Source organism: Lacunisphaera limnophila, from assembly GCF_001746835.1.
Lineage (GTDB): Bacteria > Verrucomicrobiota > Verrucomicrobiia > Opitutales > Opitutaceae > Lacunisphaera > Lacunisphaera limnophila.
Map to the genome: position 1 here is coordinate 1,178,329 of NZ_CP016094.1, position 13,795 is coordinate 1,192,123.

Genomic DNA, 13,795 nt, shown 5'->3' on the forward strand with positions numbered 1-13,795 from the left:
CGCCTGTGGCAAGTTGACCGATCCCACCGCTGGCCCTGAGCCTGTCGAATGGGCTGTTCTTTGACGGTGCACCACTGCATCGGTCGTCATGGTCCTTCTCACTTGGAACTTGTTACTTTCTTCCTTTGGGGGTGTTCCGGATTCGACCCTTGGTTAGAGTGCGCAGCTGCCTGTCGAGAGCCGAAGGCCTCTCGTAAATCCCCCTTCGAACAAAACAAACGGCAATAACGAAGAAATGCTAATGGCCGCCTAAGTGCGGTCACGTTTTCACTCCGACTCCTGCTAGGGGATGAAAACGTCGACAGCAGGAATAGCGGTTGAGGGCCGTCATGACCTCGCCGCCGTATCTTCAACCATGGCTGGCCAAAGGGGAAGCGCGCGTCCACGCGTCCCTCGAGGCGAGATCCAAACCGACGCTATATAGGTAGATGCTGCGTGCGAAGGCCTGGGGCACAGGGGTTCAACTCCCCTCACCTCCACCAATCAAAAACCCCGCGCCGCAAGCGCGGGGTTTTTGATTGGTGCCGCGCCGCTGCCCGGCGGAGGCGGGCCTGCGCCCGCGAAAACCATGCTGGGGCGGGAAGATTCCCCTCTCCTGCCCGTCGCAAAACATCTTGCGCCCGGCTGCGCGCTGCGGCCTGTATTTATCCATGCCCCTTCCTGGTGTCAGCCCGTCCGTGCCGGGCGGCCCAACCGAACGGACCCCCGCGTGCCGCCGGCTGAGCCGGATCGTCCGCACCTGGTGCTGGGGCGGCCTGCTCGCGGCGTCCTCCCTGACCCGCCTGCACGCCCAAGCCGAGGCCGGCGGCGAACTCGGGCTGCCGTTCACCCGCTTCTATTCCTTCGAGGAAATCGGCCACGCCTCGCGCGGCATGCGCCTGGGCTTCGACCCGCTCGGCCGGATCGCCATGACCCGCGGCGGCTCCTGCATCGTGCTCAACGACACGGACTGGATCGACATCGCCAACCGCACCGGCAACGGCACCGTCATGCAGCGCCTCGTCTTTGCCCCCGATGGCGAGGCCTATTTCGGCGCCTTCGGCCTGTGGGGTGTCGCCCGCATGAACGGCGGCCGGCTCGAGCCGCTGGCGCTGGTCCCACCCACCGCACCCAAGTGGACGCGCATCACCAATTTCAATGAGGTGGTCGCCGCCCCGGGCAAGGTCTGGTTCGCCGGGCTCAACGGGGTCGTCCATTGGGACCGCACCACCGGGCGGCACGCGTACTTCGAGATCCCCGGCATCTCGCGCGTTTTCCTCCTCGGCGACCGCCTTTATTTCTCGTCCTACGCCGCCGGCATCGGCGCGCTGGATCCCGCGCAGGAAACCGTGGAAAAAATCCGCACCCCCCTGGCCGAGGGCGTCGAGATCGACCAGGCCACGGCGTTCGACGAGACCCGGGTGCTCACCACCGACATCGACGGACGCCTCCGTTTCTTTGACGGACGGGATTTCACGCCCTTCCCCGGCCCCCTCGGCGAACGACCGCTGGGCCGGGCCACCGCCCTGACGCGCCTGCCCGACGGCAATGTCGCCCTCGCGATCAACGGCCTGGGCCTTTACCTGGTGTCGCCGACCGGGCAGATCCTCATCGCCCTGACGACACCGGACTACCACCGCGTGACCGACCTGGCCGCGCGCGAAAACGGTGTGCTCTGGGCGGTCAACGAAACCGGCATCGAAAAAATCCTCTATAAGAGCCCGTTGACCGTCTTCGGCCAGCGCCAGGGCCTCCCCCTCAGCTGGCCCCAGTTGGTGCGCTGGAACGGCCGCATCGTCGTCGCCTCCGGTGGCCGGCTGTATGAAACCATCGCCGGCCCCCCGGGGGAAACCACCCGCTTCCGCCTGATGGCGGAACAGCCGGCCGCCAGCGGCGTATGGGGCCTGGCCGCCGCCGGACCGGAATTGCTGATCGGCACCAACCAGGGCGTCCAACGCCGCGGTCCCGACGGCGGCTTTACGCCCGTCATCGCGGGCATGGACGTCGCCCGTCTCGTCCACGTGAACGGCACCGTCTATGTCCTGGGCACCACGGAAATCGCCGCGCTGCGCCAGGTGGACGGCCGGTGGACGGAGTGCGCCCCCCGCGTCCGGGGCGTGGGCTACCCGATGATCGTCCACGGCACCAACCACGCCGCCTGGATCGAGCTCGGACCCAACCGCGCCGCCCGGGTGCACCACCGCGACGGCACGCTCCAGGTCCGGGTGTTCGAGGAATTTCCCTGGAGCTCCGCCCGCTGGATCAACATCGGCTGGGCGGGCTCGACGGTCGCGCTGAGCGGACTGCCCGACGGACGACTCTTCTTCGACGAGGAGACAGAGTCGCTGATCCCCGCGCCCCCCTTGGGCCGGATCCTCGACCAGGCGCCGTTTCCGGTCACCCGCTTCCGGCAGGATGCCGACGGCACCCTCTGGGGCACGCACGACGAGGGTCTGCTCACCATCCGGCTCGCCGGTGACCAACCCGTGTTCGATGCCGAAACCTTCGGCAAGGTCCCGGATCGCTTCCCCCTCGCCCAGTTGCTGGCCGACGGCGACATCTGGCTGGTCACTGGCCAGTCGCTGTATCACGTGAACCAGACTTTCCCGGCGCGGCCGAAACCCGCCTTCCAGCCGACGCTCGTGTCGCTGACCAACGGACGGACCGACCGCGAGCTGCTCTCCCAACCCGGCCGCCCGACCGGCCTGCCGGTCCTCCCGTATCAGGACAACAGCCTCGTGCTGCGTTTTTTCTCCGGCAGCTACGCCTCGCGCCAGCCCCCGGCCTATACGTTCCGGTTGTACCACGGAAACGACAGCCGGATCGTGCTGGGCAACCGCTCCCTGCTGACGCTCACCAACCTCCGCGAGGGCCAGTATCGCCTCGAAGCCACACTCACCGGCACCCGGGTGCCGGCCGGTCCGCCGCTGGCCTTCGCCTTCGAGATCGCCCCGCCCTGGTACCGCACCGCCTACGCCTATGCGCTTTATGCCGCCGCCTTGGCCGGTCTCATCGCCGGTCTCATGTGGTGGTCGGCCCACCGCTCCCGCTCGCGCAACGTCGTGCTCGAAAAACTGGTCGCCGACCGCACCAACGAGCTCCGCGCGGCCATGCAGCAGCTCAACGAGGAAACCCGCAACACCGCCACCCTCGCCGAGCGCGACCGCCTCGCCGGCGAGATCCACGACAGCCTGCAGCAGGGCCTCAGCGGGCTCATGCTGCAGCTCGATGCCACCCTGAAACTCGCGGACCTGACCGACGACGTGCGCTCCCGCCTGCTCGTCGCCCGCAACATGGTTTCCTTCACCCGGCACGAGGTGCAGCACGCCGTCTGGGACATGGAGACCCCGCTGCTCGAGGGCACCGAGCTCGGCGACGCCCTCAAGAAGATAACAGGCCTGATTGGTCCGGGTGCCGTGAACGTCCAGATCCGCGTCACCGGCGCGGTCCAGGCCCTGCCGTCGGCCACGAAGCACCACCTCCTGCGCATCGCCCAGGAGGCCATCACCAACGCCGTGCGCCATGCCGCCGCCCACGCCATCACCATCCTGCTCGCCTATGAACCCGCCGGCGTCCGGCTGGAAGTGACCGACGATGGCAACGGTTTCGTGCCCAGCGAGGTCCTCACCAAGGGCCTCGGCCATTTCGGCCTGCGCGGGCTGCGCGGCCGCGCCGGCAAGATCGGCGGAGAACTCCAGATCCAAAGCGCCCCGGGGCAGGGCACCACGGTCCGGGTCTGGGTGCCGAGCCTTCAACCTGTCGTATGATCACCGCCGTCAAAAAAATCCGGATCCTCCTCGTCGATGATCACATCGTCATGCGCATGGGTCTTGTTACCGCCACCGGCGGCGAACCCGACATGGAGGTGGTGGCAGAGGCGGACAACGGCACCGAGGCCATCCAGGCCTACCGCCTGCACTGGCCCGACGTGGTCGTCCTCGACCTGCGCATGCCCGGCCTCAACGGCGTCGAGACCATCCGCCTGCTGCGCGAGGAATTTCGTGACGCCCGCGTGCTGGTGTTCAGCAATTACGCGGGCGGCGAGGAGGTCTTCCAGACCTTCCGCGCCGGCGCCTGCGGTTTTGTCGTCAAGGAGATGCCTTTGGAACGCCTGCTGGAGGCCATCCGCAAGGTGCACCAAGGCGAACATTACATTCCCGCGGAGATCTCGGCCCGCCTGAGCGGCCGCGTTCTTTCGCAACTCTCCTCGCGCGAGGTCGAGGTGCTCACCCTGATTGCCCAAGGCCTCAGCAACAAGGAAATCGCCGCCCGCTTGAACCTCGTGGAAGGGACCGTGAAGGTCCACGTGACCAACATCCTCGCCAAGCTGCATGTCTCGGACCGCACCCAGGCGATTCTCGCCGGCGTCAAACAAGGCATCATCCAGCTCGAATAGCGCGAAGGGGCGGCCCGCTCAGTCAACGGTTGATATAACCAAGGGGATAGCGGGGGCATAACCATCGGCCGGTTGCATGCCGTCCTTTCCCCTTGGAGGTTAGCGGTCCACCCCACCCCGGACCAAGCGACCATGCGTTTACCCCGACGTTCGCCCGCGTCTACAGCACGCCCCCCCCTTGATGTTGCCCAGCAGCCGGGCCCGGCCTGCGCCCCCGACAGCAGCACCCTGGCATCGGACGGGGCACCGAGAAAAGCCCGCGTCACCCAGACCGATATTGCCCGCGTCGCCCGCGTGCACAACACGACGGTTTCACTCGCCCTGCGCAACTCTCCCTTGATCCCCGCCGCCACGCGCGACCGGATCCAGGCGCTGGCCCGCCAGCTCGGCTACTGTCCTGACCCGGCCTTGCAGGCCTTGGTGGCCTACCGCAAGGGCTGCCGTCCGCACGCCACCGGCGAGACCCTCGCCTATGTCACCCGCTGGCACACCCAATGGGGTTGGAGCCGCCTGCCCGCCGAGGGCACCCATTACCTGGCCGCCAAACAAAAGGCGGAGGAACTCGGGTACCATCTCGAACATTTCTGGCTCGGTGAACCCGGCATGAATCCCCGCCGGCTCGACCAGGTGCTGCTGCACCGCGGCATCCGCGGCGTCATTTTCGGCGCCGCCCATGCCGCGTGCGAGGATCTCACCGAACTGAGCTGGTCCCGGCTCTGCGCGGTCCGAATCAGCGGTCTGCCCCTGACACCGCCCCTGCACCACATCACCCTCGATCCGGTCGCCGTCATCCGGCTCGCGATGCAGCACGTCCTGTTCGCCGGCTACCGCCGCATCGGCCTCGTGCTCCCCCAGACCTGGGACAAGCTCACCGATCAGGTCTGGTCCGCCGCGTTCCAAGCCGAGCAATTCCGCTGCCACCTGAAGGACCGCCTGCCGGTGCTCCAGTTGCAGGGTCCCCCCGAGGAGGCCGAGGCGGCCGGCCTGTCCTCGCACGACGCGGCCAATGACGCGGCTTCGTTGTTGTTCTGGTACCGCCAATACCGGCCGGAGGTGGTCCTGGGCACCACGCCGACCATGCTCCAGCACATCCGGCAGAGCGGCTTTCAGGTTCCCCATGATTTTGCCTATGCCAATCTGCTGATGCCGGCCGCGACCCCCGGCCATGCGGGCGTCCGGGTGAACCACGCCCGGGTGGGCGAACTCGCGGTGGAGATGCTCGCCGGCCAGCTGCAGCAAAATGCCCTCGGCGTGCCGGCGATCGCGACCGTCACGTCGGTTGGCGGCACCTGGTGCGAGGGTGCTTCCCTGCCCACCCCCGCCTCCGTTCCGGCAATCGCGCCGACCCTGATTTCGTCCAGCTGATCGCACCCCGGTTTGGGCGATTGGATGAGATGCGTCAGCGCGGCGGTTCCAGCTGCAGCGGCAGCAGCGATTCCACCGGCTTGCCCGCCGCCAGCGCGGGCGCGAACCGCAAGGTCTTCAGCACGGCGACCAGCCCGGCATCGGACGCCGGTTGCTTCCCCGCGGCATCGGCGAACACCGCCGTCACCCAGCCGTTCCGATCCACCCGGACATGCCAGGTGCGACGCCCTTGTTCCGCGGGTAGCGTGGCCCACGCCGCTTCCACGAGCACCGGATCCATCGGGCTGGCCGGCAACGTGTGGCCCCGGTGGTTCGCGATGTACTCGAAAATCCGAAATTCCTGCGCCTCCGCCTCGGTCACCTCGACCCGCTTGCGGGACAGATTGGTCGCCACCTCCTCGCCGCGGTCGTACACGTGGACATCCCAGCTTTCGAGCACGTAGCCCGGCGGCAGTCCGCCCTGCAGGGCACGCACCTTGCGGGTGCTCCCGGCCGCCATCGGACCCAGCGGCTTGACGTAGGTCCACTTGCGGGTGTCGCCCGTCCGGCTGCCCGGGTCGCGGATCAGCGCGATGAGCGCGTAATAGGGCCGCTCCAGGTCGCGCTCCGCGCGGATCTCAAACCCAAGGCGAATCGCGTCAAACCTTTCCTCCCCCACCGCCCCCTGGCTGCGCTCGAGCAGACTGGAACTGTATCCCGCCCCTTGCACGGCCTGCGTCACGGCCTGTTCGGCCGCGGCCAGCCGGCCCTGGGCCTGCGCGAGCATCTGACCGGCGGCGGCCCGATCCTCGGGATTGCCGGCGGCGGCCACGGCGGCTCCCGCCCCGGCCACCGACTGGTCGGCCCGCATGCGCTCACCCTGCGCGATGTCCGCCACCGCCGACTCGCCGGCCGCCAGCGTGACATTCCGGGCCATGCCGGCAAAGGGATCGCTGCCTTCCGCGTACGCCCGTTCCGCCTTCAAGCCGTCGATGGCCACCCTCGCGGCGCTTAACTTCAACACGTCCTTGATCCGGATGTCCGTCACCCGGCGGTGCGGGATCTCGACGGACCTTCCCTCCCGATCGACGATGAGGGCGTGATCCGTGGCCTCCCGCAAAGGATGCAGACTCCGGTCCAGTTCAACGGAGATATCGGCCCCCATGAACAGGACCTGGGTCTTGGCAGTTTCGCCCGAGGCGGGTGCGCCCACCGGATCGGAAGCGAGCAGGGTGACGCTGATCAGCGGGCACAACGCCACGAGGAAGCGGACGTTCAGACCGCGGGAGGGGATACGAACGGGAGCATTCATGTTTTTTGGGGCGGGGGGCAAGGGTCGATCAGGGTCCGACCCGGCGGGTGGTGATGATCGTGGTCGCGGCCCGCAGGCCCTCACCGGCGGCATGGAGCCGGATCTCGCCGGCTTCGCCGGGCTTGGCGCGCACGATCACCAGACAGAGGCCGCTGAAGGCCTCGCGTGTCGGTGAGGGAAAGGGCTCGAGGTTGGTCGGGTCGCCGTTGTCCGTCGCCACGATCTCCCCCGGTCCCTCGATCGTGAAATGGAGGCGGTGGGTGGCGCGCGGGGTGGTCACGCCATCCGCATCGACCACCCGCACGGTGACGAAGGCCAGATCCCGTCCGTCGGCCCGGATGGACGTGCGGTCGGGCTGCAGTGCCAAAGCGGACGCCGCCCCGGCGGTGCGCACCGTTTCCCGGGCCCACTCGCGGCCGGCCTGGTAGGCGACGACTTCCAGCTGCCCGGGCTCATAGACCACGTCGTCCCAGCGCAGGCGGTATTCGTAGGCGCCTTTCTTTTTGCGGCCGAGCGAACGGCCGTTAAGGAACAGCTCGGCCTCGTCACCCGAGGTGAACACGTGCACGGGCGTAACCTCACCCACCCGCTCCGGCCAGGTCCAATGCGGCAGGAGATGAACCATCGGATGATCCGGCCGCCAGCGTGACTGGTAGAGAAAGAACCGGTCCTTCTTGAACCCCGCGAGGTCGATCATGCCGCAATAAGAGCTGCGCGCCGAATAGTAGGGCGTCGGTTCGCCCAGGTAGTCCCATCCGGTCCAGACAAACTCACCGGCCACGTAGGGATGGCGGTCCAGCGAGCCGAACACCTTGTCCGCCGTGGACCCGAAATCCACCGCGTGCAGCTCATAGGCGCTCACGTGCGCGAGCTTCGAATCGCCGCCGCGGCCGTCGCGCACCGGCGCGCTGACCAACGGCGACACGGGGAAGAAGTAAACGCCCCGGCTGCTGAACGCCGACGCCGACTCGCTGCTCAGCACGACCTTGTCAGGAAACTTCGCATGAAAGAACGGATATTGCGGCGGCGTCCGGATACGGTCCGTCCCCTCGAACTCGGGTTCCTGCCGGATACCCTCGCCCTGATAGTTCAGGCTGATCACGTCGACCTCGGCCGGCAGCGGCATGTCGGGTTTGGCCCAGTTCATGGCGGTGGTCGTGGGCCGCGTGGGATCCTCCTCGCGCGTGATCTGGTGCAGCCGCCGCGCGACCGCCGCGCCGGCCGCGTCGGTGTATTGCTCGCCGACCTCGTTGCCGATGCTCCACAGGATCACCGACGGGTGGTTGCGGTCGCGCCGCACGAGGGCGCGCATGTCGGGCTCCGACCAATCCGGGAAGATCAGATGGAAATCGAGTGGGGTCTTCTTCCGCTCCCACACATCGAAGGACTCGTTCACGACCAGGAAACCCAGGCGATCGGTTAGTTCCAGCAACTCAGGCGCGGGTGGGTTGTGGCTCAGCCGGACCGCGTTGCAGCCCATCTCGGCCAGGATTTCCAGCTGGCGCTCGGCGGCTCGGACGTTGAACGCCGCACCCAGCGCACCCAGGTCGTGGTGCTGGTTCACGCCCTGCAAACGGATGGGTTCGCCGTTCAACATCACCCCGCGCACCGGATCGAAGCGCAGGTCGCGGATGCCAAACCGCGTTTCCTGGGTGTCCACGACCTGGCCGGCGTGCGACACGGTGGTGACCGCGAGATAGCGGTGTGGCGTCTGCGTGGGCGGCGGGCCCCAGCGTTTCGGATTCGCGAGCACCACGGAGCCCTGCGTGGTGGCTCGCTCGCCGGCGGCGAACGTGAGTTCGACCGGCGCGATCCGCGCGACCGGCCCGCCCGTGCGCCGATCCATGGCGTCGAGCTCGAACAGTTCGCTGGCCACCCGGACGGTGGCCGTCCCGGCGGACGCGTTCGCCAGGGTCACGGCAAGGTTAATCGTGGCGCGGTCCGCGCTGACCTCGGGGGTCGTCACAAACACGCCCCACTGGTCCACCTGCAAGGGATGCGTCTTCGTCAGCCAGACCTGGCGGTAGAGACCGCCGCCGGGATACCAGCGGGACGAGGCCGGCGGATTGTCGAGGCGGATGGCGAGCTGGTTGACGCCGCCGGGCACGACGTGCGACGTGAGATCCACGCGCCACGAGGCATAACCGAAGGGCCAGCCGCCCACGAGCCGGCCGTTGAGCCAGACGGTCGCATAGGCCATCGCCCCGTCGACCTCCAGATAGATGCTCTTGCCCGCGTCACTCGCGGGGATGTCGAGTTTCCTGCGATACCAACCAATGCCCCAACTCGGCAACCGGCCCATGCCGCCGACATCACCGTCGCGGATGAAGGGGCCGGCAATCGCCCAATCGTGCGGGAGCGTGACCGCTTGCCAGGCCTGATCGTCGAAGCCGGCCTGCACATAAGCCACATCTGCACCCGGATCGCCGGCTGGCCGGACATGATGCCGGGCGGGATCCTTGATGAAGGGGTTGGCCGTGGGCAGAATCCACGGCTTCAAGACGGTCCGGGCCGCCGCCGCGATCCGCGCGGCTTCTTCCGGCCGCGCATCGGCCGGGCCGTCATCGCGCCGCGCCGAGACTTCGGGCCGCACATCATAACGCAGATCCACGGTGGTGCCGGGCGGATCATCGTGCTGATAACGCCAGCCCTCGTTGAGCGGGAGACGTTCGCGTGGTGATGCGGCGGCGATCACGGCCGGGAGCAGGCACACGATCGGAAACAGGCGGAGTCTCCAGCTGAGGATACGGGTAAAAGTAATCATGGGAGAGAGCGGGACGAGACTGGCTGAATTCCGCGGCAGTCCGAGCCTTCGCGGTTTCAGAGAATGCAGCGTTGGTTGGGTCGTCACGCGGCGGAATAAAAAAAGATCCCCGGATCCGACTGACGGATCCGGGGACCAGACTACCTCATTAATACACCAAGCATCAGAAGGAGAACGAATTCGTCACGAACCACTCCTGGGCGGGAGCGATGCGGACCGAGGCCCAGGTGCGGCCGTCGGGTTGGACCGAGATCGGAATGAGCCCGTTGCCCTGGCCCACGTTGCGGATGTTCAGCTGGATCCGCCAATTGATCTTCTCGTTGATCTTGCGCTCGTAGCCGGTCCAGAGATCCACGGACCCTTCGGAGGGACCGTAGTAGGGCTGGCTCAGGTCAAAGCTGGCGAGACCGCCCGTGCCCGGGATCACCGGGTAGCCGATCACGACCTTGTCCTGCCAGCGGTAGCTGCCGCCGACGCTCACGTTCTTGAGGAAGCCCTCGCGGAACGTGTAGTTCGTCACGACATTGTAGCGCCACTTGCGGAGTTCGGAGGCGGCGGTGCTTTCCTGCAGCTTGAGGAGCGTGTACTGGCCGCGCCACGGGAGCCACGCCTGGCGCAGCTCGTTGCCCGCGGAGTAGTCCGAGTTGAAGCGGACCAGGTCGCCGCCGGGGCCGGCCATCAGGGTGTCCATGTAGGCCACCAACTCGTCGAGGACCGGGCCGCCCACGTTGGTGCGGACGGCGGTGGTCTTCGACGCGTTGATCGCGATGCGCCAGTTCGGCACCGGGTTCGCGGTGAACTCCATCTCATAGCCCTTCGACTGGGTGTCCGCGGTGACCGCGAAACCCGAAAGCAAGGGGGCCGTGCGATAGTCGTACACGCTGGCCGGATTCGGCAGGATGGGGCTGGCCTCATACTGGCCGCGGGTCTGCAGCGCCGCCTGGGTGGTCGGACCGGCGCCGTAGTTCCACGCTTGGAAGAAGCCCTTGTCCGCGAGCCAGACCTGCATGTCGTTGATCGCCTTGATGGAGGCATCACGACGGGTGTTGGCTTCCGTGACGGTTTCCAGCCGGGAGCCGGCGGGACCGGAGGCGAGCGCGCCCGAGGCCACCGGGCGGCCGGTGGTCGTGTTCACGTAGACGGGATCCCACAGGTAGCGCTGGCCGGTGTACGGATTGAGATTCGTCTGGCCGGCGGTGGACCAGGCATAGGCCGACATGTAATAGGTCTTGATGTTGCGCCAGTTCAGGGCGTCGCGGATGGTGCCGTAGATGCCGCTGTTATCCAGCGGGGTGCTGGCGCCGGCGAGGGCCGTCTCGTACTTTCTCACGCTGAGCGAGTACTTGCCGTCCTTCGTGCCGAGCAGCACGCCGTATTCCTTCGTCTCGCCGGTCGGGTTGGAGATCGAGTTGCCGTAGATGTCGCGGCGCAGGTCGGTCACCTGGAAGTTGTTCGACTTGTTGTACGACAGACTGACGTTGAGCGGCAGCGCATCGCGCTCGAAGAGCTTGTTCAGGTGCACCACCACGCCACCGGCGGTCGAGTGATCCTTGAAGATCTGGGTCGCGGGGAAATCGGCCGGCAGCATGTAGATCGTAGGATCCAGGTTGAGGGCACCGCGATTGGCGGCCCCGCTCAGCGGCTTGGCGGTGACGCTCTTGCTCTTCACCTCGTCGTAGCGCCAGCCCGCGGTGGCGACGATGGCGTCGTTCCACAGGAAGCCCTGCCACGAACCGGCATAGGACTTGGTCTGCCGCAGGCTCTTCGTCGCCGCGGTGACCAGCGTCGGGTCCGCGCCGTTGTCGTAGCGCAGCAGATTATTCCGGAAGGTGCTGTTCCAGCCGACATAGTTGGCCGGATTGGACGCCTCCGTGAGCTGGGGATAGACCGCGCCGGTGGTCGGGTTGATCACCGGGGCGCCGTTGAAGATGCTCTGCAGGTTGGCCGGGACATTCCACGGCGTGCTGGGGTTGACGCCGTTCGGGTTCAGCCAGGTCGAGGCGAACTGGTAGATGTTGCCGTCCTCCAGCGTCACGTTGGAGCCGATGCCGGGGATATAGGCGCCGGCGGCGGTGCTCGCGCTGGCGAGCGAGGGCCCGAGGTAAATGACCGCCACCGGGGGCAGGTTGGTGATGCCGTCCGGATTGCCCTGCAGCTTGTAGGCTGCATAGGCCGCGGAGTTGGCGTACATCTGCCACGAGCGGTTCTCGGTGTTGTACTTCTCGCCACTATAGACGCCGTTGAAGCGGTGCTTGCCCAGGATCTTGGTCAGGAGACCGTCGCGATCCAGGAAATCGCCGGCGCGTAGTTCGCCGAAGAGGGAGGCGCGGACGTACTCGCGGTCGCTTTCATAGGAATTGCCACGGCCCGGGCCGCCGGCGACGAAGGGCCGGCCGAAGTTGCTGTTGGCCACGCCGGGGTTGCTGGTGTTGTTCGGGCCCGTGACGTAATCCTGGAAGTTCTGGAGCACGTCGATGTTGAGCGTCGGGTTGCCGAGCAGCGCCTCGCCGCCGCGGTCGTACTTCTGGCGGTCGTAGGTCAGTTGCACGCCCAGGCGGTCGTTGAAGGCGGTCTGGCTCAGGTCGATGTTGTACGCATCCCAGCCTTCCCACTCCTTCTTGTTCGGGCCGTCGATCAGCTGGTTGTAGAAGTCGAAGACCGACGGGTCCTGCAACGACATGTTGCGGTACTGGCCGTACTGGTAGTTGGTCAGACGCGCGTTGTTCGCGTACGAGTTGAAGCTGGTGAGATTGGAGAACACGTCCGCATAGCGCTGGCCCGTGACCGAGGTGGAGGCACCCTGCGGATTGCCGGCGGCGTTGAGCGCCCCGGTGTTCACGTACCCGCCGTAGATGCGATAGAGCTGGCTGCTCGAGCCATCGATCAACCACAGCGGTTGCTGCTGGTTGACGAGACCACCCAGCCAGGCGCTGTAATTCGCCGCGGCCGAACCAATGGTGTAGCCATTGGGGACCGAGAGCTTGCCCATGCCGCCTTCCATGTTGTTCGGATCGAGATTAATCGGGCGGAACCAGGGCGTGATGCTGTCCTGCGGCGGGATGTTGCGCGGGCGGTTGGCGTCGATGTCACCGTGTTCATACTTCAGCTTGATGCTGGTGTGAAATGACGGCCCGAAGAGCTTCGGGTCGAAACGCAGGGCGCCGTAGATGCGCTCGTCTTCCTGAAAGGCCGGGTTCTGCTGGTACTTCTCGTGGTTCCAGAGGCCGTCGAGGCGCACGGCGAGCACGTCCTTGATCAGGACCTGGTTCACGTCGAGGCTGACGCGCTTGGAGCCGTAGGAGCCGAAGCGGAACTCGACGTTGCCGCGATCGCGGAACGCGGCGCCGTTGAGCGAGGCGTTGACGATGCCGGCCGGGCTGCCCAGGCCGAAGAGGATCGAGTTGGGTCCGCGCTGGATGTCGATGCGATCAACGTTGTAGCCATCCCACGGGATGTCGGTCGTGAAGAAGTCACGGGTGTTGTCCGCCGCGGCGAGGCCGCGCACGCGCTGGGCGCCACCGGGGGCGCGCAGCGTACCGGTCTCGTCCACGCTGGTGCCGTTGCCCAAGCCGGCATAGGTGCCGCGGGTGCCGGCCACCTCGGCGTTGGTCGTGTATTGCAGGAGCGTCGAGTTGTCGGTCGCGCCGATGTCCTTCATGAATTCCTTCGTGATGACGGAAATGGCCGAGCCGACATCCCGCAGGTCCGTGCGGATGCGGGTGCCCGCGAGGGTGGAGGTGGCGACGTAGCCCGAGTCCTCGTCCGCCGTCACTTCAAACGGGGAGAGTTGGAGCACCTCCTCGCTTTCCGGGGCGGTGTTGGTCGGGGCAGGCGTGGTAGTCTGGGCAAGCAGGCTCGGTCCGGAGGCCAGCGCTGCGACAAGGGTGAACACGACGGTTCTGGTAGTCTTCATGGGTTGGGGTGATGCTGGGTGCCCACAAGATGCGAGGCCGCGAAGCCACTGGGTAACAAGGGACGCAAAACGCCGTATCTTGGGGGT

Annotated in this window: 6 protein-coding genes and 1 other RNA gene; 4 read left to right on the forward strand and 3 right to left on the reverse strand. The window is 66.8% G+C overall.

From position 1 onward, the window contains the following. Positions 1–127 precede the first annotated feature (127 nt). From ssrA to Verru16B_RS04920, 4 genes are all read left to right on the forward strand, one after another. Positions 128–482, forward strand: a transfer-messenger RNA (tmRNA) gene (ssrA, locus tag Verru16B_RS04905). A 168-nt stretch (positions 483–650) separates the two neighbouring features. Continuing rightward, the gene (locus tag Verru16B_RS04910; protein ID WP_083270113.1) at positions 651–3,746 is read left to right on the forward strand and encodes a sensor histidine kinase; all 3,096 of its coding nucleotides are present in this window, start codon (positions 651–653) and stop codon (positions 3,744–3,746) included. Beyond that, positions 3,743–4,375 carry a response regulator gene (locus Verru16B_RS04915; RefSeq protein WP_069961241.1) on the forward strand — a complete coding sequence of 211 codons (633 nt, stop codon included), beginning with the start codon at positions 3,743–3,745 and terminating at the stop codon, positions 4,373–4,375. Before Verru16B_RS04910 ends, Verru16B_RS04915 begins: the two co-directional genes overlap by 4 nt. 132 nt (positions 4,376–4,507) lie before the next feature. Beyond that, positions 4,508–5,740, forward strand: coding sequence for a LacI family DNA-binding transcriptional regulator (locus Verru16B_RS04920; protein WP_083270114.1), 1,233 nt, complete (start codon positions 4,508–4,510; stop codon positions 5,738–5,740). Positions 5,741–5,774: 34 nt separating this feature from the next. On the opposite strand, the gene Verru16B_RS04925 is transcribed toward Verru16B_RS04920, so the two are convergent. The 3 genes from Verru16B_RS04925 to Verru16B_RS04935 form a co-directional block, all read right to left on the reverse strand. Beyond that, on the reverse strand, positions 5,775–7,031 hold the full coding sequence (locus Verru16B_RS04925) for a hypothetical protein (protein ID WP_069961243.1): 1,257 nt from the start codon (positions 7,029–7,031) through the stop codon (positions 5,775–5,777). 28 nt (positions 7,032–7,059) lie between these two features. Next, complete coding sequence (gene galB, locus Verru16B_RS04930) at positions 7,060–9,795, reverse strand: beta-galactosidase GalB (protein ID WP_069961244.1); 2,736 nt, start codon at positions 9,793–9,795, stop codon at positions 7,060–7,062. 163 nt (positions 9,796–9,958) lie between these two features. After that, the gene (locus Verru16B_RS04935; protein ID WP_069961245.1) at positions 9,959–13,708 is read right to left on the reverse strand and encodes a TonB-dependent receptor plug domain-containing protein; all 3,750 of its coding nucleotides are present in this window, start codon (positions 13,706–13,708) and stop codon (positions 9,959–9,961) included. Positions 13,709–13,795 lie beyond the last annotated feature (87 nt).